At 59.3% G+C, this 23,965-nt stretch carries 14 protein-coding genes; 5 read left to right on the plus strand and 9 right to left on the minus strand.

Going from position 1 to position 23,965, the window contains the following annotated elements:
• Positions 1 to 17: 17 nt before the first annotated feature.
• The 4 genes from ACXADZ_RS16605 to ACXADZ_RS16620 form a co-directional block, all read right to left on the minus strand.
• Positions 18 to 665, minus strand: coding sequence for a queuosine precursor transporter (locus tag ACXADZ_RS16605; RefSeq protein ID WP_475198031.1), 648 nt, complete (start codon positions 663 to 665; stop codon positions 18 to 20).
• 91 nt (positions 666 to 756) lie between these two features.
• The gene (locus ACXADZ_RS16610; protein ID WP_475198033.1) at positions 757 to 1,641 is read right to left on the minus strand and encodes an esterase-like activity of phytase family protein; all 885 of its coding nucleotides are present in this window, start codon (positions 1,639 to 1,641) and stop codon (positions 757 to 759) included.
• On the minus strand, positions 1,614 to 2,477 hold the full coding sequence (gene mepA / locus ACXADZ_RS16615; RefSeq protein WP_475198035.1) for a penicillin-insensitive murein endopeptidase: 864 nt from the start codon (positions 2,475 to 2,477) through the stop codon (positions 1,614 to 1,616). The genes ACXADZ_RS16610 and mepA overlap by 28 nt, the downstream gene beginning before the upstream one ends.
• Positions 2,474 to 3,841: an MFS transporter gene (locus ACXADZ_RS16620; RefSeq protein ID WP_475198038.1), complete on the minus strand. Its 1,368-nt coding sequence runs from the start codon at positions 3,839 to 3,841 to the stop codon at positions 2,474 to 2,476. The genes mepA and ACXADZ_RS16620 overlap by 4 nt, the downstream gene beginning before the upstream one ends.
• 129 nt (positions 3,842 to 3,970) lie before the next feature.
• Here ACXADZ_RS16620 and ACXADZ_RS16625 point away from each other — a divergent pair, with 129 nt between their 5' ends.
• From ACXADZ_RS16625 to yaaA, 3 genes are all read left to right on the plus strand, one after another.
• Positions 3,971 to 4,258 (plus strand): YggT family protein, encoded by a 288-nt coding sequence (locus ACXADZ_RS16625; protein WP_171093104.1) that lies wholly within the window; start codon positions 3,971 to 3,973, stop codon positions 4,256 to 4,258.
• A 78-nt stretch (positions 4,259 to 4,336) separates the two neighbouring features.
• On the plus strand, positions 4,337 to 6,376 hold the full coding sequence (gene recQ / locus ACXADZ_RS16630; RefSeq protein ID WP_475198042.1) for a DNA helicase RecQ: 2,040 nt from the start codon (positions 4,337 to 4,339) through the stop codon (positions 6,374 to 6,376).
• A 133-nt stretch (positions 6,377 to 6,509) separates the two neighbouring features.
• Entirely contained in the window at positions 6,510 to 7,280 is a 771-nt protein-coding gene (yaaA, locus tag ACXADZ_RS16635; protein ID WP_171670750.1) for a peroxide stress protein YaaA, read from the plus strand.
• 84 nt (positions 7,281 to 7,364) lie between these two features.
• On the opposite strand, the gene ACXADZ_RS16640 is transcribed toward yaaA, so the two are convergent.
• Positions 7,365 to 9,623, minus strand: a complete 2,259-nt coding sequence (locus tag ACXADZ_RS16640) for a response regulator (RefSeq protein ID WP_475198044.1) — start codon at positions 9,621 to 9,623, stop codon at positions 7,365 to 7,367.
• A gap of 116 nt (positions 9,624 to 9,739) precedes the next feature.
• Between ACXADZ_RS16640 and ACXADZ_RS16645 the strand changes: the two genes are divergently transcribed.
• Positions 9,740 to 15,166, plus strand: a complete 5,427-nt coding sequence (locus ACXADZ_RS16645) for an alpha-2-macroglobulin family protein (RefSeq protein WP_475198046.1) — start codon at positions 9,740 to 9,742, stop codon at positions 15,164 to 15,166.
• Positions 15,167 to 15,202: 36 nt separating this feature from the next.
• A complete protein-coding gene (pbpC, locus tag ACXADZ_RS16650; RefSeq protein ID WP_475198047.1) occupies positions 15,203 to 17,239 on the plus strand; it encodes a penicillin-binding protein 1C in 2,037 nt (678 codons plus the stop codon).
• Here the strand turns inward: pbpC and ACXADZ_RS16655 are convergent.
• Genes ACXADZ_RS16655 through ACXADZ_RS16670 form a run of 4 tightly spaced genes read right to left on the minus strand, consistent with a single transcriptional unit; the run spans position 17,236 to position 23,913 of the window.
• On the minus strand, positions 17,236 to 19,278 hold the full coding sequence (locus ACXADZ_RS16655) for a hypothetical protein (RefSeq protein WP_475198049.1): 2,043 nt from the start codon (positions 19,276 to 19,278) through the stop codon (positions 17,236 to 17,238). The genes pbpC and ACXADZ_RS16655 overlap by 4 nt on opposite strands.
• A complete protein-coding gene (locus ACXADZ_RS16660; RefSeq protein WP_475198051.1) occupies positions 19,275 to 22,037 on the minus strand; it encodes a DUF4159 domain-containing protein in 2,763 nt (920 codons plus the stop codon). Before ACXADZ_RS16660 ends, ACXADZ_RS16655 begins: the two co-directional genes overlap by 4 nt.
• Entirely contained in the window at positions 22,034 to 22,909 is an 876-nt protein-coding gene (locus ACXADZ_RS16665; RefSeq protein ID WP_475198052.1) for a DUF58 domain-containing protein, read from the minus strand. Before ACXADZ_RS16665 ends, ACXADZ_RS16660 begins: the two co-directional genes overlap by 4 nt.
• Positions 22,906 to 23,913, minus strand: coding sequence for an AAA family ATPase (locus tag ACXADZ_RS16670; RefSeq protein ID WP_475198054.1), 1,008 nt, complete (start codon positions 23,911 to 23,913; stop codon positions 22,906 to 22,908). Before ACXADZ_RS16670 ends, ACXADZ_RS16665 begins: the two co-directional genes overlap by 4 nt.
• Between the last annotated feature and the right edge of the window lie 52 nt (positions 23,914 to 23,965).

Here is a 23,965-nt window from a genome sequence, read left to right on the forward strand (position 1 = left end):
ATTCTCAAAGCACTTTTTTACGCAGGCTGTGCGGCAGTCAGCCGGGCAACAATGACTTTGAACGGGATCAAAGCAATCAGCGCCAGTGACAGTTTCACCAGCCAGTCTGCAAAAGCCAGCGTCACCCACAGCGGGGCCATCGGGCCGGACAGCATAAACGGCACAGGCTCCCACGCCCAGTTGATCGCGGCGTCGGCGTTGGCACCGAAGAACGTGACCGAGGCCGAGAAGGCGATGGTGAAGAAGATGGCGGTATCGAGCGCTGATCCAACCAGCGTCGAGACCAGGGGTGCGCGCCACCAACGGCCGCCGCGCATGGCATTGAACACAGTAACATCAGTCAGTTGCGCGATCAGGAATGCTGTGCCCGAGGCGACTGCGATCCGCAGCGGTACGGCGGCGTATTCAAACCCGTCGCCTTGCAGCATGATCTGACTGCCGATCAGCGAACAGATGATGCCGGTGACAAACCCGGCGAAAACGACCTTGCGGGCCGGACCCAAGCCATAAACGCGGTTCATGATGTCAGTGACCAGGAAGGCCAACGGATAAGTGAAAGCACCCCAGGTCAACAGCCCGTCAAGGATCAGGAACTGGACCAGGATGTTTGAGGCCACAACAATGGCGGCCATGGCAATGATGCCGGGAATGTAAGCGCGTTGCATGTTTTGATGCCCGTTTTGACAAGGTAGCGGCGACTTGGCCAAGGGACCGTCCCAAGGCAAGCCGAGCGTTTAGACCTTTGCCGTGGCTCTGTCAATCGGGTAGCAGATATTCCACCAATTCGGTTCGCTGCAGAGCCAGAAAGTTGTCATCCGAGATCATCGTGGCCCGCAAACGGCCCTGACCGTCGCGCCAGACAGACAGCCCTTCGAGGTTGTCATGCGCGCCCTTTGCTGTTTCGAGCAGGACCTCTTCGGCGCTGGGTGCGTCATCGGCCACATCCCATCGACGCAGCCGCGAGCGAAAGCCGACAAAACCCAGCTTACGCTCGAGCACATAAAACTTTCCGTCCGGGCCGAAGTCGGCACCGACAGGTTTGAAGCCATCGCGTTGCGGCAAAACAAAGGGAATTGACCACGCGTCGCCATCCCAACGAAAAACCGGAATGTCCCCGCCTTTGGTGCGATTCTTTTCCGGCAATGTGTAAAGCTGGCCGCGCGCATCGATTGCAAGACCTTCGAAAGACCCATTGTCAGCGAGGTCGTTAAAGCCCGGGGGTCGCGGCAAAACTCGCGCCTTGGCACCTGGCTCTGGATAATTGGCGATCCGGTGCACCCCTTCGAACGAGATATAGAGCCCACCATCTGGTGCCAGCGCAAGCCCTTCGGAGTCGCCGACACCACCTTTCATAATGCGCCCCTGACTGGACAAGACCCGCCATTGATCCAAGACATGAATGCTGGTGATCTGGTCTCCGTCCCGCTCGACGCGGGCCGTGGCTATTCTGGCCCGATCGCTCAGCACCAGTATCTGTTGACCGTCGCCCAGAACGTGCAGCGCCGAAAACCCACCAAACCAATCCGCCGGATTATTCCATTCAAAACTGTGCAGATGGGTGGCGGACTTGATTTCGACCGCCACAGCTGCCGTGGCCGCAAACAGAAAGACGCTTAGTTGGATTGCAAAACGGCGGCGCATTGTTGTGGCAAATCAGCCAGAACATATTCCCGGCGTTTCTTGGGGGCTGGGGCGTTCGGGTCAGGTGGCGGCGGATTGAGGATGTTGTTCACCCATTCCTGCGCCTGAGCGCAGCCATCGCCCTTGGGGGGCGGGTCCTGATTGACGCAACCTTTCGACCCTCGGGGGCATTTCAGACGGACGTGAAAATGATAGTGATGCCCCCACCATGGTCTGATCTTGCGCAGATAGGCGCGGTTACCCTTCTCATCCTTGCACATTTGCACTTTAGCACCGGGAAAGACGAAAATACGCGCGACACGCTTGTCTTTGGCGGCTTCGCGCAGAACAGCATGGTGCTGCTTCGTCCAGTTCCCGTTGACAAAAGCCCCATTTGCGCGACGCAGAGAAATAGACGAGATATTCTCGCGCGCTTTGCGGCTGAGACGCATGTTGTCCCCGGGCAGCATCCAGATGTCGATATCCAGACCCAACTGATGGGACCGATGGCCCGACGTCATCGGGCCGCCCCGTGGTTGGCTGATATCCCCGATATAGAGACCGTTCCAGCCCGGCTGTTTCGCGGCAAACTTACTGAGGTCCTTCACGTAATCGATCGCCTCGGGGTGTCCCCAGTTGCGGTTGCGTGACAGACGCATAGCTTGCCAAGTGGCCCCGGTTTCGGGCAATTGCATTGATCCGGCGGCGCATCCGCGCGAATAACTGCCGAACGCGGCCGGTTTTTGTTGCGAATTGACCCTTTGCGCCCCGAACAACTGCTTTGCCAACGGCTCTGCCGTCGCTGTACCCGCCAAAGCAAGTGCAGCCACGATTATCAAAAAACGCTTTAAAATCATCTGCTCTGATCCCCTTCCGGTCTGACCCAGCGCATCAGGAATAGTCCCAGAATAAACAACCCAACGATGGGTGACACCCCCAACCGGGCACTGCCGGTCACGGTTGTTGCAATTCCGATCAAAAGCGGTGCCGCAAATGCGGTCGCGCGCCCCGACAGACCATAAAGGCCAAAGCTTTCCACCGGAGCTTCGGGATCAGTATGGCGCACCATCATCGAGCGGCTGGCCGATTGAAGAATGCCGCCCATACCACCGATCAACACACCGCAGCCGAAGAAAACGATATCCGGCAAATTGGATCCTTCGGCCAATTGAATGCCATAGATTTGCGTCCGGTCCATCATGACCACGGTGGCGCAGACAAATATCAGAACCCAGATCGCAACGATGATCACGGGTTTGGGGCCGTATTTCTTGTCCAGCTTGCCGCCGACCCAGGAAAATGCCGCCGCTGCTAACACGCTCACAATCCCGAAGATACCGATCTTGATCAGGTCCCACTCTAGCACCAACCGCGCATAGACACCGCCAAAGCTGTAAAGCCCGTTCAGCGCATCGCGGTAGAACATTGACGAGCCGAGGTAGCTGGCAAGACTGACGCGATGGCGCAGGTTAGACACTGATTTTGCAAGCAGACGCAGCGCTTCGCCCACGCTGCCCGTTTTGTCACTTGGTGCGTCATCGCGCACCCACAGGAAGTAGGGCACCATAAACAGAATGAACCAAGCAGCCGTAAACGGGCCGACAAAACGTGTGCCTTCCCGGGTCGCCGCATCTAGACCCAAGGCAGGCTCCATCCCGATCAGTGTTTTGCCGTTCGCCTGTTCCACAAACAGCGCCAACATGATCGCCAGTGAGATCAGGCCGCCGAAATAGCCAAACGCAAAGCCCGAGCCCGAAATCTCACCCACTTCACTGTCGTCGCCCAGATCAGGTAGCTGAGAATTGATAAATATCAGCGCATATTCCGCGCCCACGAAACCCAGCCCAAAGGCCGACAGCATCAGCCACATGTTCGAGCCATCGGGCATCGTGTACCACAACGCACCGGATCCAACCGCGTACATGACCGAAAACGCAAAAATCCACGGAATGCGCCGCCCTGACACATCCGCCATTGCCCCCAGCAAAGGCGCGCCAAAGGCAATGATCAGCCCCGTGATCGTCAAACAGTTCGCCCAGACCGTTTGCGCCTGTGCGGCTGCGGCTTCGGCATCCAGCCCACTGTCCGCGTAATACCCGGCTGCCACCCCGGCAAAATATGGGCCAAAGACAAAGGTGACCAACAGCGTGTGATATGGCTGGCTGGCCCAGTCAAAAAACCACCAGCCCCAGATGCGCCTGCGTTTGGAAATCTCTGCCATCACTGCCTCTGTTATCGTTATGTTTATAAGACGGGGGTTTGGTTCAATTCGCAAGCTTTGAGTTGGCGCAGACTTGCTCTTTGCAACGAGGGCGCTTAGGTCTCTTTTCGGTGAAAGAACGGAGTGCCCATGCAATCTCTATACGAAATCTTGCAAATGTTGCTGAGCGTTGTCTGGTTCATCGTCATCGCCCACGTCATCATGAGTTGGCTGATCAACTTTCAGGTGCTCAACCTTCACCAGCAACTTGTCGCGCAAATTTGGTACGGCCTGAACCGCTTGTTAGAGCCGATCTACGGTCCAATTCGGCGCTTTTTGCCCCCTATGGGCGGATTGGATCTGGCACCGCTGATTGTGCTTCTCGGTGTGTTTTCGCTTCGCATTATCCTCGCCAACAATGCCGCGTTCTTCTACTGACCTCTTGTTCACCGAATCTTAGTATGTGATTGTCCTGTCTTAAGAGCAGATAAACCTTAAAACAGGGCAACCCCGCAGATGTTCGACTCCGCACCCTTGCTGCGAGATGTCTTTGGATTCGATGACTTCCGCCCCGGACAGGAAGAGATTGTCGATGCCGTGACCGCTGGCGAAAACGTGCTTGCGATCATGCCGACCGGGGGCGGTAAATCTCTGTGTTTTCAGCTGCCCGCCCTGCTGCGAGATGGCGTGACCGTAGTGATATCGCCACTGATCGCCCTGATGCGTGATCAGGTGCGTGGGTTGCAGGAGGCCGGGGTCGAGGCCGGGGCGCTGACCTCGGGCAACACACCTGAAGAAACCGACGCGGTTTGGGAAGCTTTGGAGGCCGGACGGCTCAAGCTACTTTACATGGCACCGGAACGTCTGGCGGCCGGGTCGGCGTTAGGCATGCTGCGCCGGATCAATGTCAGCCTGATTGCCGTGGACGAGGCGCATTGCGTCAGCCAGTGGGGCCACGATTTCCGCCCGGATTATCTGCGGATCGGTGAACTTCGGCGCGCGCTGGACGTCCCTCTTGCTGCCTTCACCGCCACGGCGGATGCAGAGACGCAGGATGAGATTGTCGAAAAACTGTTTGACGGCATCGAACCACACAAGTTTCTGCGTGGGTTTGACCGGCCCAACATCCATCTGGCTTTTGCTGCCAAGGACGGGCCGCGTAAACAGATCCTCGATTTCGCCGCTGCCCGTAAGGGTCAATCCGGCATTGTCTATTGCGGCACCCGCAACAAGACCGAAGTGCTGGCCAAGGCTTTGCGCGACGAAGGCCACACCGCCTGCCACTATCACGGCGGTATGGATCCCGAGGACCGGCGCATCGTCGAGGCGCGCTTCGCCCGCGAGGATGGTCTGATCGTCGTTGCCACGGTTGCCTTTGGCATGGGCATCGACAAACCCGATATCCGCTGGGTCGCCCATGCGGACCTGCCCAAATCCATCGAGGCTTACTATCAGGAGATTGGCCGCGCTGGGCGCGATGGCGGCCCCGCCGAGACGCTGACCCTGTTCGGCCCCGACGATATCCGCCTGCGACGGTCGCAGATAGACGAAGGGTTGGCCCCGCCCGAGCGCCGCATGGCCGACCACGCCCGGCTGAACGCTTTGCTGGGTCTGGCCGAAGCGCTGGTGTGCCGTCGTCAAACTCTGCTGGGCTATTTCGACGAACAGGCCGAACCTTGCGGGAAATGCGATCTGTGCGATACGCCGCCCGAGGTCTTCGACGGCACCACCCCCGTCCGCATGGCCCTTTCCTGTACCCTGCGCACCGAAGAATGGTTCGGCGCGGGCCATCTGATCGATATTCTGCTGGGGAACGAGACCGACAAAATACGCGCGCGTCGTCACAACGATCTGTCCACTTGGGGCATCGGCAAAGACTGGTCGCGCCCTCAATGGCAAGCGATTTTCCGGCAGATGATGGGGCATGATCTGGTCCGCCCTGATCCAGAACGCCATGGCGCGTTACGCATGACCGAAGCTGCCAAGCCGATCCTGAAAGGCGAGGCGCAGATCAACCTGCGCAAGGACACGATCAGAAAGGCCACGCGCCGCCCCGCAGTGAAAGCCATGGTGTCCGAGGAGGACGCACCGTTGCTGTCGGCACTTAAGGCCAAACGCCGCGCTTTGGCAGAAACCGCACGTGTGCCAGCCTATGTGATCTTCCCTGATCGCACTTTGATCGAAATGGCTGAAAAACGCCCCGCTACACTGGATGACATGGCGCGTGTTGGCGGTGTTGGTGCCAAAAAGCTGGAACGCTATGGCGACACCTTCCTTGAAGTCATCGCAGGCGCGGTTGAGGCCGTGCACCCAGCCCGCCGCAAACTGGCGGGGCGGGACCAAGGTGAGATTTACGATCGTTTGCTCGAAGTACAGTCTCAGTTATCGCGCGGCCCCGATGGGATAGATAAGCCGCTGACCTGCTCGGCCTCGCAACTGGCGAAGGTGGCGCAGATGCGGCCGGATGATCCGCGCGGGATCGAGACAGTGCTGGGTGATCGACGTCACGAAAGGTTTGGCGCTGCCTTTCTGGACGTGCTGCGTGAGGCGGGCTAGTTCGTTTTGCGCCCCAATCGTGTCAAAAGACGCTGCCTCTCCCAACGTTCGACCGCGCCTTTCGACAAATGTTCTTTTGGTAAAACGCAAAACGACCTAGATACACCAAATCAGGCAAGGAAAGAGGGCGGATATGCTGGTAGTGATTTCCCCGGCCAAGCGGCTGGATTGGGCAGAGCGGGACGTCGCGGTCACACAGCCCGACTTTCAGGATGACGCGATCCGGCTGTCAAAGACCGCACGGAACCTGACACTTGGCGACCTGAAAAAGCTGATGAGCCTGAGCGACGATCTGGCACGCCTGAACCGCGACCGCTATCGCGCCTTTGTGGACGCGCCCGAGGCCGAGGCCACGCGCCCTGCAGCGCTGGCCTTTGCTGGCGATACTTATCAAGGTTTAGAGGCTGCATCGCTGGATGCGGAAGAAATGGCATGGGCCCAGGATCACCTTCGCATCCTCTCGGGACTTTACGGCATGCTGCGACCGCTGGATGCGATTCAGCCTTATCGGCTGGAGATGGGCAGCAAACTGAAAACCCGGCGCGGCAAGAATCTTTATGACTACTGGGGCGACCAGCTCAGCAAAGCGCTGAATGCACAAGGCACGGAAATTGGCAGCGATGTTCTGATCAACTGCGCCAGCCAGGAATATTTTGGCGCGGTTGACCCAAATGCGCTGAAACTGCGTGTCGTCACGCCGGTGTTCATGGAAGATAAGAACGGCACCCCGAAAATCGTCAGTTTCTTTGCTAAAAAAGCACGCGGCGCGATGGCGCGGTACATCATCCAACATCGCCTGACTGATCCCAAAGCATTGTTAGAGTTTGACACCGGCGGTTACTCTTACCGTGCGGACCTGTCAGAAGAGGACAAACCAGTCTTTGTTAGACCCTATGCGGCCTGAAAACATCTGTAAAACAACAAAGATCAACGATTGCGTGGCCGGAAGGAAGCGAGGGGCCAGCCCCTCGCGCTCCCCGAGGTATTTTTAGCCAGATGAAGCAGGATCCTGTTTGTTGTCACTACAACCTCTGCTGATCTCTTCAGGATTGGTTTCATCAACGCGGGTCACGTCGTCTGGTTGATGTTGCAGGATCATTTGATGGATGAGTGTCTTGTGCAGAGGTTTGGTCAGGTAATGGTCGAGCCCGGCAGATAGGATCCCCTCATCGTCCCCTGCCATCGCGTGAGCGGTCAAGGCAACAATGGGGACGTGTCGGCCGGTTTCAACCTCGAGCCTTCGGATTTCCGTGGTGGCCTGTTTCCCGTCCATTTTTGGCATAGAGATATCCATGAATATCAGATCGGGTTCGAACTCCTGATAGATCTCAACCGCTTCGAGGCCATGCGATGCAAAGCGCAGGTCGATATTCAAATCCTTTACCATCTTTTTCAGGATCAGTTGATTGGTACGGTTGTCTTCCGCCGCGAGAATTTTCATGTGACGGGTATTGGTTTCTTTGGTTTTGTCCTTATTAGACTCATAAATTTTCGGTTTGGCCAAGCAATCAGCCGTAGAAGACGCTTTGAGAGCCATCAGCCTGCCATAGAGTTCAGACCGGGGGATTGGTTTCTGCAAAACGCCGCTCACCAGGTCGCGCGCCGGATGGGCGTGTATCAAAGCGGGATTTGCGGACATCACGATCACAGGCAGATCCCCCCAGCCCCGGTCTTTGAGCGAGGTTGCAAGGTCCAACCCGTCCATGTCCGGCAGGTCGTGATCGCACAAGACCAGCTCAACCCGATCAGTTATTTTGGCCAGAGCTTCGCCCCCCGAAGTACAAACGGTGACTTCCGCACCCAGGCGGCCGAGCTGCTTCGCAAGGATGGCCCGGTTTACGGCCAGATCTTCGACCACCATGACGTGTTTCACACAATCTTTCAGATCTGGAGGTTCGGGTTGCGGACCTTCGGCGGTGGGTAGCGATAAGCGAAACCCAAAACAGGACCCCTGCCCCATCTCACTTTCGACCCAGACAGCACCGCCCATCATGGAAATCAGGCGTTTGGTGATGGCCAACCCTAGCCCCGTACCTTCGAACTGGCGGTTGCGTTCGTCTTCAACTTGATTGAACTCGCCAAATATTTGGCCGATTTTTTCAGGTTCGATTCCGATGCCTGTGTCTTCGATGGCTACGTGAATATCGCAGGTTTGTGCATCTGGATGAGGCACGCCAGTAACACGGATCAAAACGTGCCCTTCGGACGTGAACTTGACCGCATTGCCAACCAAGTTGGTTAAAACTTGCCGAATCCGGCCCGGATCACCGACGAACAAAGTGGGTAGGAATAGATCATAATCTACCAGCAATGTCAGACCCTTGTCGCGTACGCTGGGCTGCAACAGCATCGCAACCTCTAGAATACAGCGCTCTAGGTCGAAGTGTTCTGGGTGCAGGACAAGTTTGTCAGCTTCGATTTTCGAATAATCCAGAACGTCATTGATAATCACAAGCAGGGCTTCACCTGAGTTTCTGATCGTATTGACGTACAAGCGTTGTTCTTCATTCAAAGGGGTTTCGTCCAGCAACTCGCTCATCCCGACGATGCCGTTCATCGGAGTGCGGATTTCGTGGCTCATGTTAGCCAAGAACGCAGATTTGGCACGGTTGGCCGCCTCCGCCCGTTCACGCGCTGCTGTCAGTTCAGTCTCATGTCGCACCGAAGCCGTGATGTTAAGCGCAAGGCTGACAACGTCGCCGCCGCTTCCCCGTTGGTCGATCAGACGAATGTATTGCCCATTCCACAGTTGCAACACGATCGGTAGCGGATTGGCACGGTTCCAACGCATTTGCATCTTGGCGCGCCACGCGTCAGCGGTTTCATCCCCAATGTCAACAATGCCTTCGGTTGTCAGCAATTCAAGAATTCGAGGATAGGTTATCCCGGGCACCACCTCATCCAAACCATCGAAAACACTTAGATAGGCGGTGTTGGCCCCGATCAGGCGACCATCGCAGTCAAAAAAAGCGAAACCGTCCTGGATGGTCTGAATTGAGTGCCACAGACGACGTTCTGCCACCTCGATCTTGGCATGAGCTACGGTCAGATCGGATTTGACCTTTTCATTCTCATCCCGGACGGTTTCGACCTCGGCCTGTGTTTCACCGATACGTTTGGTCAAAGCCATGGCATGCTGGCCGAGTTTCCGGTTGGCCGCCGAAAGCTCGGCCTGTTTCAGCGATAACATACGCTCGGCGGCCAGCCGCGCGCGCCGCTCCTGTGCCAATTTTTGTGCAAGACTCATCGTGATCTTTTCCGGGATGTACAGATTTCAGCATCGCGGCAGAGAATGAAAAACTGTTTAAGCCGTTGCGCAACCGGCGCGCGCCATGCAAGGCTGAGCACAAAGAGGAGGGCAGCATGCACCGCTTTGTTTTTATTTCAATAACTTATATCTTTTCACTCTTGATCCTGCCCGTCACCGCTCTGGCGCAGAACGCCGTGCCTGACTTCCGCTATATCACCACTCGGGATACGGATTTTTATGGGTCAGATCTGGATGCGCTGTTTGACACAGATCTGAAATCATGCATTCGGGCTTGCTCGGCCAATGATCGCTGCACAGCTTTCACCTATAACACGCGATCCGATGCCTGCTTTCCCAAGGACGGGGTGACCCGGCAAGAGGCGTATCAAGGGGCGCTTTCCGCGCAAAAGTTAACGACCTCAGAACAGGCTCTGATATTGGGCAAAACCCGTGCAGCGGCGTTGAGCGTGCTGGGTTCTGCTGATTTGAATCGGGCGACAGATCAGGCGCGCAACCTGGGATTCCTACATCCTGCCGGCGGTTACGACCTGCAAGCTGTGTTGGACGCGGCGAATAGCGCGAGCAGTGCGACACAAGCGATGCAATGGACCGGTGTTGCCGTGTCTCTCAGCGATGCACCGGATCTTTGGGTGGAATACGCGCGCCTGTTGCTGACCATTAATCCCTCAGGCTGGAACGAGCGGCGCGATCTTCGAAACCGTGCACTGAATGCCGCGATCAATGGTTATTTGCGGTCCGAGGCCACGGGATCACAAATCACGGCCTTGATGACTTTGGCCAACGCTCTGGAAGCCGTGGACCGTGGCCGCGACATGATCCCCGCTCTTCGGCTGGCCGAACAGCTTCAGCCGCGTGAGGACGTACTGGCCGCGCTTGATGATGCAATCGGGAAATACGGGTTTCGAGTGGTCGATACCTCGGTCGAGAGCGACGCGGTCGCGCCCCGGATCTGTGTTGAGTTTTCGGAACCTCTGGTCAAGGCCGGTGTTGACTACGATCCCTTTGTGCAGCGCAATGACACCGGCTTGGTTGTTCAGGTCGACGAAAAGCAGCTTTGCGTAGATGGGGTCGCGCATGGCCAGCGCTATCGCCTGACTTTACGCCAAGGTTTGCCTGCCGCATCGGGTGAGGCATTGAATCGCAACGTTGAGCTGACCCACTATGTACGCGACCGCACACCGTCGGTTCGGTTTCCCGGACGCAGCTATGTTCTTCCGAAATCTGCGGATGCGGCTTTGCCGGTCGAAACGGTCAACGTTACTGAGCTGGAGCTGATCCTGCGGCGGGTCAGCGACCGGAACCTGTTGCGCGCGGTGCAACAGGACTTCTTTGGCCGTCCGCTCAGTGAATGGCAGGAAGAGGAATTCTCGGACCAGATTGCCGAGGATATCTGGGCCGGCACTGCCGAGGTATCCAATCAGTTGAACCAAACCATGACAGCGCGCCTTCCCATGGCAGAGGCCATCGCTGGCCAACCTGCAGGCATCTATGCGCTGACGGCCCGTGTTCCGGGGGCCGATCCTTATGACGACCCCGGCGCGACGCAGTGGTTTGTGTTGTCCGATCTGGGGATCAGCACCGCGCTTGGCACCGATGGGCTGCACGTAACGGTGCGCGGCCTCAGCGATGCGGCACCGCGTCAGGACGTCGAGGTTTCGCTGGTCACAAATGCGAACGCGGTCATTGCAACCGCGCGGACCGATGAAACCGGCTATGCCAGATTCGATCCAGGCCTGATCCGCGGCAAAGGGGCCAGTGCACCCGCCTTGGTGATGGCCTCTGCCGGGGACAGCGATTTCAGCTTTTTGTCCCTCACCGATCCCGCCTTTGACCTGTCGGATCGTGGCGTCGAAGGCCGCGCGCCTGCGGGGCCGGTTGATGTCTTCCTGACCACGGACCGGGGTGCCTATCGTGCCGGAGAGGTCATCCATGTCACAGCGCTGTCCCGAGATGGTGAAGCACAGGCGAGCGAAGGGCTGCCCCTCACCGCGATCCTGTATCGCCCGGACGGGGTTGAATACCGTCGATCTGTCTCGGACGGGGGCGTTGCCGGGGGGCATGTCTTTGCTCTGCCTGTCGCCGTCGACGTACCGCGCGGGGCATGGAAGATTGAGATTAAATCTGATCCCAAAGGCGATGCGCTGGCGCGTCAGACGGTACTGGTCGAGGACTTTCTGCCTGAACGTATCGATTTCGATCTGTCCCTACCCGACGCGCCCTTGCGGCCCGGCGACAGCCCACCGCTTTCCATAGATGCGCGCTATCTTTTTGGTGCGCCGGGATCTGACCTGAGCATTGACGGACAGGTCATCGCGCGCGCCGCGGATACCGTTCCGGGGTACGAAGGTTACCGCTTTGGCCGCTACGATGCTGAGGCCGTGATCAAAAGCACGTATTTCGGAAACACGCGCACGGATGCGGCGGGACAGGCCACCGTAGCCGTCGAAATTCCAGTGTTAGAGACTGAAGGAAAGCCCATTGAGGCTGAAATCATCGCACGATTGACCGATGGCTCTGGCCGTCCGGTTGAACGTCGCCTGTCTACCCCGGTCCTGCCACCGCAACCGGTGATCGGTGTCAAAACTTTGTTCGAAGAGGTTGTTCCCGAAGGTACCGAAGCTGCGTTTCAGATCGTCGCCCTCGCTCCTGATCTAACGCCCAGCCCTATGCGCCTGCGCTGGACTCTGAACCGGGTCGAGACGCGGTATCAGTGGTATCAGCTGTACGGCAACTGGAATTGGGAACCGACAACCCGCCGCACGCGCATTGCCACCGGCGAAGTGGACATCTCTACCGATCCTTTGACTCTGGCGCAGCCCGTGGATTGGGGCCGTTATGAACTGGTCGTCCAGCGCGTCGACGGCACATATACCGAAACCGCCGTCGATTTCTATGCAGGCTGGTATCAGGCCGCGGATGCGTCAACTACACCGGACCGGCTTGAGATGTCGCTGGACCGTGACACCTATCGCGCAGGTGATACTGCGCAGTTGCGGATCGTCCCACGCATGGCGGGCGTTGCCCAGATCGAAATCCTGTCGAACCGGCTGATCCATCGCCAGATGGTGGACGTGCCGGAAGGTGAAACCGTGATCCCGATCGAAGTGACCGAAGATTGGGGCGCGGGGGCGTATGTCACCGCCACGGTCATCCGTCCGATGAACGTCGCAGCAGGTCAAAACCCGGCGCGTGCGATGGGTGTAGCACATGCCACCATCGATCCAGCAGATCGCAAGCTGGACGTCGCAATTGATGTGCCCGAGGTCACATCTCCACGGCAAACGCAAAAGGCCCGTGTTAGGGTCGAGAACGCCTCGATGAATGACCCTGTCTGGCTGACACTGGCTGCAGTAGATGTGGGCATTCTGAACCTGACTGGATTCGAAAGCCCGGATCCGCAGGAATATTACTATGGGCAACGCCGTCTTGGCGTGGATCTACGCGACGTTTATGGGCGCCTGATCGACGGCATGACCGGAGCGATGGGCACCGTCCGTTCCGGCGGTGACGCCGACAACGGCTTGCGTCGCCAATCCCCGCCTCCGACGCAAGACTTGATGGCCGTGTTCAGCGGCCCGGTTCAGGTCGGCCCGGACGGAGAGGTTGAGGTGGACATCCCCCTGCCCGCCTTTAATGGCACTGTCCGATTGATGGCTGTCGCGTGGTCACCCAAAGCGGTCGGGCAGGCCGAAACCGATATGATCGTCCGCGATCCGGTGGTCGTCACCGCCAGCCTGCCGCGCTTCCTTGCCCCCGGAGATCAAAGCCGAATGCGGCTTGAGATCGTTCAGGCCGATGGCACACCCGGAGAGATGGCACTTGGTCTGACGGCTTCCGGTGGATTGGAGCTGGGCGCGGCACCGACCAGCTTTGTGTTGGAAAACGGTGGCAAGGCGATCTTTGACATCCCCGTCACAGCCAGCGTTGTTGGCGATCCCGAAATCAGTGTTTCGATCACCACACCGGACGGTCGCGACCTGTCGCAAACCCTGCGCATGCCCATACGTGCCAACGATCCGGTGATTGCACAGACACGACGTTTCGCGTTGGGGGCCGACGACAGTTTCCTGTTTTCGCAGGACGTATTTGACGGGTTCCAGCCCGGTTCGGCCAAGGCCATCCTATCTGCCGGAGCTTTGGCAAAGTTCGACACGCCCGGTCTGTTGGATCAGTTGAACCGTTACCCCTATGGCTGCACGGAACAGATCACCAGCAAAGCCCTGCCGCTGCTTTATCTGTCATCCGTCGCGCAAGCCTCGGGGCTGGGGGACGGTCCGGTGGTGGATCGGCGCATCACAGAGTCCATTCGCAGCGTCCTGACCCGTCAGGCTGCCAATGGTGCCTTTGGCCTGTGGCGCGCGGACAGCGGAGATTTCTGGTTGGACGCTTACGTGACAGACTTCCTGTCCCGTGCGCGCGCTCAGGGATACCCAGTGCCGGATCGCGCCTTTGCCCAGGCCATGGATAACCTTCGAAACAGGGTCAACTATGCGCCCGACTTCGACGAAGGCGGTCAGGATATTGCCTATACCCTGATGGTTCTGGCACGAGAAGGCGCAGCCTCGATGGGTGATCTGCGTTACTATGCAGATGTCAAAGGGGATGCGTTCGACACCCCATTGGCAGCTGCACAATTGGGCGCAGCGCTGGCATCTTATGGCGATCAGACCCGGGCGGATGCGATGTTCAACCGTGCCGCTCGCATGTTGGAACAGGTCCCCGATGAGCAGGAAAATTACTGGCGCGCGGATTATGGCACGCACCTGCGGGATGCGGCGGGTCTGTTGACCCTTGCCGTGGGCGCGGGCAGCGAGGCCGTCAATCGCGACGCACTGATCCAACGAGTCAGCGCCGGTCGCGCCCCATTGTCCACGCAAGAGGCAACGTGGTCGCTGTTGGCCGCCCATGCGCTGGTGTCTGATCCGACTGGATCGGGCTTGACCGTCAACGGCTCTCAGGTGTCTGGTCCGTTTGTGCAAGTTCTGCAATCTGGTCAGGCGGATGAGGTCAACATCACGGCAAGTGACGGCCAAGCCACGGACATCACCCTGACAGTCACCGGGATCCCTGAGGTTCCGCCAGAGGCGGGCGGCACCGGTTATTCGATCGAACGACAGTATTACTCGATGGATGGCGATCCGATTGACGCCAACAGCTTTGAAACCGGCGAAAGGTTTGTCACGGTTCTTACTGTGACCCCGTTCGAAAGCGGCGGGGCGCGGCTGATGGTCGATGATCCACTTGCCGCCGGGATCGAAATCGACAACCCCAGCCTGTTGCGTTCAGGCGATGTGCGGTCGCTTGACTGGCTGGATCTGTCAGATGCCACCCATACCGAGTTCCGCTCGGACCGTTTCCTGGCCGCTGTTGATCTGTCCGGGCGAGAAACAGTCACGCTGGCCTACGTCGCGCGCGCGGTTACGCCTGGCATCTTCCATCATCCTGCGGCTTCGGTCGAGGATATGTACCGCCCGCAAAACCGCGCGCGTACAGCGACTGGTCGGGTCGAGGTACAGTGATTTACGCCGCGCTATATCGCTGCCCGGACGACCGTCATGCGTAGGCCGTCGCGGTTTTTGTTTGCCCTGGCCGGTGCCCTCTATCTGACGGCTCTGGCTCGGGACGGTGTCCACCGCTGGGTCGATGCCACAGTTCTTCCCCCTGTTCTGGCCGAAACATCAGTTGAGATGCGGGACCGGAACGGCGACCTTTTGCGTGCGTTTCCGGTTGAAGATGGGATTTGGAGATTGCAACCCGGTGCGGTCGATCCGAATTTCACCGCAATGCTCGTCCGGTACGAAGACAAACGGTTCTGGACACATGCCGGAGTGGACCCGGTTGCGATGCTTCGCGCTGTGGGGCAAAGCCTTTGGAATGGACGCACGGTGTCCGGTGGGTCAACCTTGACCATGCAGGTCGCGCGGCTGATCGAAGATGGCTCGACCGGGCGCTGGAGCGGTAAAATTCGCCAAATTAGAGTCGCATTGGCCCTGGAGCAGCAGTTAAGCAAACGGCAAATCCTGACCCTCTATCTGACCCACGCACCCTATGGAGGCAATCTGGAAGGTATCCGAGCCGGTACCCGTGCATGGTTTGGAAAAGACGCAACACGGTTGACCGCAGCACAGGCGGCCCTGTTAATCGCATTGCCGCAATCCCCGGAATCTCGACGACCAGATCGTGAACCACGGATAGCACGAGAAGCCCGTGACCGGGTTCTGCGCAGGCTCGCGCGGTATGGCACCCTGACTGCGGCTGAAACCAGCGCGGCGATGGCGGAGATCATTCCAGATCATATGAGACCTTTCCCACGTCTGGCGCCGCACCTGACCGACCGGATGAAACGCCTGACCCAGGCAACCGGCGCGGTCGATTTGACGTTGAACGCCCGGTTGCAGGCCCGGTTAGAGGGTTTGGTGGCCCAAGCCGCCACCCGTGTCGGGCCGCGCGTATCCGGGGCCCTGATCGTCGCGGATCACCGCAGTGGTGAGGTTCTGGCCTCGGTCGGGTCCGCCGGGTATCAGGATGCCCGTCAGGGCTTTGTGGATATGACCCAAGCGCTGCGGTCGCCTGGATCAACTTTGAAACCACTGGTCTATGGGCTGGCCTTCGATCAGGGACTGGCCCACCCCGAGACCCTGATCAGCGACAGCCCCGTAATGTTCGGTCGATACGCCCCGCGCAATTTTGATGGCGCATTTCGGGGCGATGTGAGGGTTCGGGACGCTCTGCAATTGTCGCTGAACATCCCAGTCGTACGTTTGACGAATGAATTGGGACCTGCGCGCGTGCTGACAGCACTGCGCTTGGCTGGATCGGAACCGCGTCTGAGCGGCGGCACGCCCGGATTGGCGATCTCATTGGGCGGTGTGGGGTTGAACCTGCGCGATTTGGTACAGATTTACGCCACTCTTGCAGCCGGTGGGCAAGGCCCGATCCTGCATCATGACGCTCTGGCGGATACGCGGCAAACTCCGCGCGTTTTGTCAAAAACTTCTGCCTGGCAGGTTGCCGACATTCTGGCCGGGCTTTCACCCCCAGCAGGCGGTGTGTCAGGCGCGCTGGCCTACAAAACCGGCACATCTTATGGCCACCGCGATGCCTGGGCCATCGGCTTTGACGGGCAGCATGTCATTGGGGTCTGGCTGGGTCGTGCGGATGGAACGCCAGTTCCCGGCGCGTTCGGAGGCGACCTCGCCGCACCGCTTCTGGCCGAAGCCTTCAGCCTGCTGAAACCCGCGCTTACCCCGCTGCGCCCGCCGCCGCCCTCGACCTTGTTGGTGGGCGCTGCACAATTGCCCCAACCCTTGCAACGTTTCCGCCCCCGCACAGCGGCTTTCGAAAATGATCCTTCCGCGCCGGACCTGCTGTTCCCGCCTGAAAACGCCGTGTTAGAGACATTTGGAGCACCCCTAACGGTCAAACTGCGCGGGGGTGTCGGGCCGTTTTCAGTGCTTGCAGATGGGGTGCCCGTGCTGACCGGACAGCGGCAGCGAGAGTTCGAGATCCCCAACCCGGGGGCCGGTTTCACCTCGCTTGTTGTGGTGGATTCGCAGGGCCAATCGGACCGTGCCGCAATCAGGATTGATTAGCGCCGCCCCTCGCGAAGCCAACCGCCCAGCAGGAACCCTCCTGCCAGTAGCAAAACCAGCCAGGGCGGCAACAGACCCGCCTGCGTAACATCCCGTGTTTCATACGCATTTCGTGCGGTCAGACCGATCCAACCCCGGCCAGCCGCAGGACGCCCTGCGCGCACTTCGCGGATGGATGGCAAACCGTCTTCCAAACGGATCACGCCACCCCGCATACTGGCCAAGATCGGTTCCAGAACATCGCCAATGGCGATGGTACGCTCAAACTCCTTCGGTGCAGCAGGGCCAAGGCCAATCACGGCCATATGGTCGCCTTCCTGCAACCGGTACAGACCGATCTCTGGCCCATAGTATTGTGCTTCGAACCGACCGGGAGAAACTTCTTCCAAGGTGATTTCCAAAGTCTCGCCATTCGGGCGCGTCACCGTCACTGGCCCAACCTCGTCTTCAAGCGTCTGGCGAATGATGCGCATCGATTGCCCGTTGGCTTCAGCCCACAGCGCTTCTTCTTCCAGTTCGGGTTCTTTCATCATCCAATGGGCGAGCCTGCGCAGCAGCTCCAACTGCGGGCCGCCGCCTTCAAAACCGCGGCTCCACAGCCAAGCGTGGTCGGAGGCCAGCATCGCAACGCGACCCTCTCCAACGCGATCCAGAACCAGCAGCGGGCGTTCTTCAATACCTGTCATCAAAACCTCGCCCGATCGGTGATTCACGTCGATCTGACGCAACCACGCTCCCCAATCCTCGGAATCGCCCAGATTGGTTGTTACCGGATGCCGTTGTCCCAAGTCGCTGACCATTGGCACATACCGTTCTTCGAACACTCGTGCCGAAGGCTGCGCCGGCAAGATCGGTGCCAGGGGAGATCGGAAGATACTGTCGGCACTGGCGAAATCGGGACCTGCCGCAATTAGAACCGCGCCCCCGTCATTGATGTAACTGGTAACGTTGTCCAGATAGATCGCTGGCAGGATGCCGCGCCGCTTGTAACGGTCAAAGATAATCAGATCGAAATCGTTGATCTTTTCCAGAAACAGCTCACGCGTGGGAAAGGCGATCAAGGACAGCTCATCAACAGGCACGCCATCCTGTTTCTCAGGCGGGCGCAGAATTGTGAAATGCACCAAATCGACCGAGCTGTCGGATTTCAACAGGTTGCGCCATGTGCGCCCACCGGGATGCGGCTCCCCCGAGACCAGTAGAACGCGCAGACGATCCCGAACGCCATTCATCTGGATCAGGGCAGTGTTGTTTCGGTCGGTCAATTCGCCGTCGGCCTGCGGCACAGAAAATTGGATCACGTTGCGACCGCCATGGGGCAGCGTGATGGGCAGTTCTACATCACGACCAATGGGAACACTGAACTGCTCGGGTGCGCCGCCATCGACCGAAATCTCTAGTGGCGCAGTCGCCGCGCCCGCAGGTGCAGCACCACTGTCTTCCACCCGAAGGGTCAATGTGACCGGCTCGCCAATAATGGCAAAGGCCGGCGCATTGCGGACGATAAGCCTGCGATCCCAGTCACTTTCACGCCCGGTTTGCAGAAGGTGCATCGGTGCGGGCAGATCCGGGGCCTGATCGACATCGTGCACAATCCCGTCCGACACCACCAGGATACCAGCGATCCGGGCACGGGGTTCTTCGGCCAACGCCTCATTCAGGGCGGCCATAACCTGCGTGCCTTCATCCCCGTCCCCGTCGCCAACCTGAATGCGGCGCAGTTCCGTGTTGTTGCGCCCCTCAATCTCGGCGGCGAGTTCCTCGGCAGCCTGTGCGGTTTGTTCCGCCCTGTCCGAAAGCGTCTGGCTGGCGCTTTCATCCTCGACCATCAGGACAATATCTGTCAGCGGTGCGCGATCTTCGATCTGATAAACCGGACCGGACAGAGCCGCCAGAACCACCAGAGCCGCCAACCCACGTAGCGCCCAGCCCGACAGGCCACGCCACAGGGCCAACACAACCCCCGCCACGGCGATCGCACCCACAGCGGCCAGAATGGGCCATGGGATCAGTGGGTCGAATATGACGGTTCCGGTCATTGTCCTAGCCTGTCCAGAAGGGCGGGCACGTGGACCTGATCGGATTTGTAATTCCCGGTCAGCACGTGCATCACCAGATTGACGCCAAAACGATTGGCCAGTTCTCGCTGCCGTTCTCCGGCGTAACCGCGCCCGACAGGCAGCAGAGCCTGCCCGTTGCGATCCACTGCCCAGGCCCCGGCCCAGTCATTCCCACCGATGACGACCGGGGTCACGTTGTCATTGAGGTTGCGGAACGGCATCCCTTCGATCTGTTCCGCATCCAGTGGCGCAGCTTCCACCCAGACTTCTGTGCCAGAGTAACGGCCCGGGAAATCCTGCAACAGATAGAACGTTCTGGTCAGAACGTGATCACGTGGAATCGGCTCTAATGCAGGGATATTCAGCGGTGCAGCCAGTTGCTGCAGCTTGCGGCCATTCGGGCTGGACGCGCCGAAACCAGCGATGTCCGCATCACGCGTGTCAAACAGGATCATCCCACCCGAGCGCAGATAGGCGTTCAGTTTCGCATAAGCTTCAGCAGAAGGTTGAGGCTGGCTAGGGGAAATCGGCCAGTACAGCAGCGGAAAGAATGCCAGCTCATCGCGTTCCAGATCGACGCCGATTGGTTCAGCGGGTTCCACCGAAGTGCGATAGAACAAGGTTTGTGCCAATCCCCGCAACCCTGCCTGCGCAATATCGTCCACCTGTGCGTCGCCGGTCAGCACATGTGCCAGAACCAATTCATGCGTCGCCGCCAAGGCGAACTCGGTGTCTTCCGGCGTCTGCGCCTGAACCTCGGGCACCAGCAGAAACGCCGCCAGAACCCCGGCAGCCACGCGCGTCATTCCCAACCGGCCGGACAGGGCCAAAGAGGCGATCACGTCGATTGTAAGCAAGATCAGGGCAAGGCTAAGCAGCAGACCTGACAGCGGCGTTTCGGTGCTGGCCTCTTGCCCTTTGATCGGCACATTGGCTGGCCAGACCAACGGGCGAAGTTCAGTATCCTCGGAAACAACATTCAGCGCCAGTTTCTGCTTGCCGCTTTCATACAGGCCCGGACGTAAATCCGGCCCGATCTGACCTGAAATCAACTGCACCCCGTCCACACCAACCAGCGTGCCTGCGTCAGACAATGCTCCAAAACCGTCCATGATCTGCACCGGCTCCCACGTGGTGCCCTGCAGCTGCGCCTCTTGCCTGGATTTCGCAGCCGAAGCCACGGCCAGACGATCCAGCATTTCGACAAAAAGACCCGACAGCGGCAGGCTGGACCATTCCGCATCTGCGGTCACGTGGAACAGCACCACCTGCCCCAATCCCAACGCCTTGCGCGTTACCAATGGCGTTCCATCAGAGAGAGACGCAATCACGCGATCCGCCAGATTAGGGTCTGGTTGAGCCATGACCTGGGTCGAGACGACCACATCATCTGGGATGTCCAAACCATAGAATGGTGAATTTTCGGGGAACGGGGCCAGGGTCTTGGCCTCACCCCAGCTCATCGCGCCACCGACAGATCGTCCTCCGCTGCGCAGACGTGCGGGCAGCAATGTGTCTTCGGTGTCCCGCCCCAAATCGCTGGCTGCCATGCGCGGACCGGCAAACCGCAGCAGCAGGCCACCCTGTTCGACCCATTCGATCAGACCGGCCCCTTCGGTATCCGACATTTGCGCGACATCCGACAGGACAATCACGTCCGGGTTCGCAGGCAGAACCTCAAGCAGACCCCCATCGACAAAATCTGCCGTGGGGATCAAAACCTGTGTCAGGTAATGCAGGGGCGACAGCAACTCCAGCCCTTCGCGGTTCAGGGTGCCGGCAATCAGCGCAACCTCACGCCGACGCAAGCTGTCATCTGTCAGGGTCACGGCCCCGGCTGATCTTTGGCCCTGAATTTCAAAGCGCGTGATCCGAGCGCGCAATTCCGACGGCAGTGCCAGTTCGATCTGCGCCGTGGTTTCCCCGGCTTCAAAGGTCAGGTCGACCGAATGCAGCACCCGCGCCGTGCCTGCCGGATCGCGCCCCTGTGCCAGAACCGTCACCCGCTCTTCCGGGCCGGGACCCGCGCGTTGAACCGTCAATTGGATCAGCCCGTCCTGATAGGCTGCCGGCAGGATCGCAATGGGCCTGGATGCCCCCTGATAGACCGTCACATCACCACGCGCCTGAAGGGCAGAAACCAACCCGGCATGTTGGGCATAGTCCAACCTGTCGCTGAACCAATGCGTTTCAAAGCCGCCTTCAAACTCGTCCAGTGCCGCGATGGTTTGCGAAAGCTGATCTGCGGTCGGTTGCCAAGGGTTTGGGGCCAGCCCCGGAAGGCGCCCGCGCCATGCCTCGGCCGCTTGAAAAACGGGTTCTTCCGGCTCTGTCAGGCGCAGAATCGCAACAGTTCGTCCTGCACGTCCGGCTTCGGACAGTTGAGTGTCTATCTGGTCCAGAGTGGCTGACCAGCGCGTTGCACCGGCCCAACTGGCATCCAGCACCAGCAACAGCGGACCGGTGCCGGTCTCATCCCGCGATGGGTTCAGAACCGGTCCGGCCAGACCGATGATAATGACCGCAGCCGCCAACATCCGCAGCAGCAACAACCACCATGGGGTCCGATCCGAAACGCTTTCGTCATCCTTCAGCCCCAACAACAGCGTAACAGCCGGGAACATCCGGCGGATCGGTGCGGGCGGTACAGCGCGCAGGATCAGCCACAGGATCGGCAGGGTCAAAAGACCCAGCAAAACCCATGGCGCGGTAAAGCCTATGCCCGCAAGAACCGTCATCGCGTGCCCCCATCCAAGGCCCGATAAAGCCATAACAGAGCCGCTTGTGCGCTATCGCCCGTATGGTGCAAGCCCAGTTGCCAGCCGGTTGCACGGCACAACTGCGTCAGGGCATCCTTGCGGCGTGCAAGACGTTCCAAATAGCGGTCCCGCAACTCAGCCGCCTTGAGGGTTTCGTGTCGGACAGATCCTCCGACGCTTTCGAATATCGTCCGGCCCCGATACGGAAATGTCTCTTCGCCTGGATCAAGCACTTGCAACACCACACCGCGCACGCCACGGTCGGCCGCTTTGGTCAGGGCCAATTCAACCTCGTCCATGGGACCAAGGAAATCCGAGATGAACACGGCGCGGGCATGGGGGATCATGGCACGGTGTTCAGGGGGGGCGTAATCCGTTTGATCATCTTCAGACCAGGCTTGCGCCAAACGGATGATCTGCGCGTTGCCGCGCCGGGGCGGCAGGGTTGTTCCGGTCAGGCCGACACGTTCTCCGCCGCGTACCAGCAGGATCGAAGTTGCCAGGCCCAACAACCGGGCGCGATCCACCTTTGTTGGCAGCGATTTGTCAGACGAAAACCGCATAGACGCACCTTGATCGACCCAGAGCATCACCGATTGCGCGATCTGCCATTCGCGCTCGCGCACAAACTGCTGATCCCCCCGCGCCGAACGGCGGTGGTCGATCATCCGGCGACTGTCCCCGATTTGCGCGGGGCGGTATTGCCAGAAATCATCGCCCATACCCGAGCGCCGCCGCCCGTGATCGCCCAACAGGACGGTTCCGGCCAAATGTTCGGCCCGCGCCAAAAGCGGCGGCAGCCGGGACGCCTCGGCCTCGGATCTTTCGCGAAGGGTCAGCGCCGCAATCACGCCGCGGCCTCGGTGCGGATCAGACCGGCAGCCGTCGAGTCAATCAGCTCGGCAAGACTGTCACCGCGCGCCCGCGCCGCAAAGTTCAACGCCATCCGGTGGCTGAGCACCGGGCGCGCCATGTCCAGAACATCCTCGGCATTCGGAGCCAACCGCCCTTGCAACATCGCACGAGCCCGCACTGTCATCATAAGCGCTTGCGCCGCGCGGGGACCGGGGCCCCAGGCCACGGTTTCTGCAACGCGTTCGGACACGCCTGCTTCCTCAGGGCGGAACGCGCGGACCAGATCAAGGATCAGTTCGACCACCGATTCACCAACTGGCATCCGGCGCAGCAGAACTTGGGCCGCCAACAGGTCTTCTTTGGTGAAAATCTGATGCGCCTCTTCCTCTTCCACACCGGTTGTGGCCAGCAGAATATCGCGCTCGGTCTGCCGATCCGGGTATTCGACGTCGATTTGAACCAGAAAACGGTCCAGCTGCGCCTCGGGCAGCGGATAGGTGCCTTCCTGTTCGATCGGGTTTTGCGTGGCCAATACGTGGAAGGGCGTTCCCAGCGAACGATCTTCACCCGCCACTGTCACCGTGCGTTCCTGCATCGCTTGCAGCAAAGCCGACTGCGTTCGCGGGCTGGCGCGGTTGATCTCATCCGCCATCAACAACTGGCAGAAGATTGGGCCAGAGATAAAGCGGAAATGTCGTGACCCGTCATCGGCGGTATCCAGAACCTCGGACCCAAGAATATCTGCGGGCATCAGGTCGGGCGTGAACTGGATGCGGTTGCCGTTCAAGCCCATCACGGTCGACAGCGTTTCGACCAAACGCGTTTTTCCCAGCCCCGGCAAACCGATCAGCAGGGCATGACCACCGCACAACAGCGCGGTCAGGGTCAGATCCACAACCCTTTCCTGCCCGATGAAGCGACGGGTGATCGAGGACTTGGCCTCTTGCAGCTTGTTTTCCAGCGCTTCGATCTCGGCTACGAGGTCGGCAGGTTCGGTCATGACTTTCCCTTCCGTGGACTAATATGATTGAAGTGTATCGCGCTAAGAGGAA

The organism is Ruegeria sp. ABM4_193 (assembly GCF_056158705.1).

Bases quoted from the DNA above. Each gene is read 5' to 3' on its own strand.
- yaaA (WP_171670750.1), top strand. From the start codon at position 6,510: ATGCTGGTAGTGATTTCCCCGGCCAAGCGGCTGGATTGGGCAGAGCGG.
- ACXADZ_RS16640 (WP_475198044.1), bottom strand. From the start codon at position 9,623: ATGAGTCTTGCACAAAAATTGGCACAGGAGCGGCGCGCGCGGCTGGCC.
- ACXADZ_RS16605 (WP_475198031.1), bottom strand. From the start codon at position 665: ATGCAACGCGCTTACATTCCCGGCATCATTGCCATGGCCGCCATTGTT.
- pbpC (WP_475198047.1), top strand. From the start codon at position 15,203: ATGCGTAGGCCGTCGCGGTTTTTGTTTGCCCTGGCCGGTGCCCTCTAT.
- ACXADZ_RS16655 (WP_475198049.1), bottom strand. From the start codon at position 19,278: ATGACCGGAACCGTCATATTCGACCCACTGATCCCATGGCCCATTCTG.
- ACXADZ_RS16620 (WP_475198038.1), bottom strand. From the start codon at position 3,841: ATGGCAGAGATTTCCAAACGCAGGCGCATCTGGGGCTGGTGGTTTTTT.
- mepA (WP_475198035.1), bottom strand. From the start codon at position 2,477: ATGATTTTAAAGCGTTTTTTGATAATCGTGGCTGCACTTGCTTTGGCG.
- ACXADZ_RS16645 (WP_475198046.1), top strand. From the start codon at position 9,740: ATGCACCGCTTTGTTTTTATTTCAATAACTTATATCTTTTCACTCTTG.
- ACXADZ_RS16610 (WP_475198033.1), bottom strand. From the start codon at position 1,641: ATGCGCCGCCGTTTTGCAATCCAACTAAGCGTCTTTCTGTTTGCGGCC.
- ACXADZ_RS16660 (WP_475198051.1), bottom strand. From the start codon at position 22,037: ATGACGGTTCTTGCGGGCATAGGCTTTACCGCGCCATGGGTTTTGCTG.
- recQ (WP_475198042.1), top strand. From the start codon at position 4,337: ATGTTCGACTCCGCACCCTTGCTGCGAGATGTCTTTGGATTCGATGAC.
- ACXADZ_RS16670 (WP_475198054.1), bottom strand. From the start codon at position 23,913: ATGACCGAACCTGCCGACCTCGTAGCCGAGATCGAAGCGCTGGAAAAC.
- ACXADZ_RS16625 (WP_171093104.1), top strand. From the start codon at position 3,971: ATGCAATCTCTATACGAAATCTTGCAAATGTTGCTGAGCGTTGTCTGG.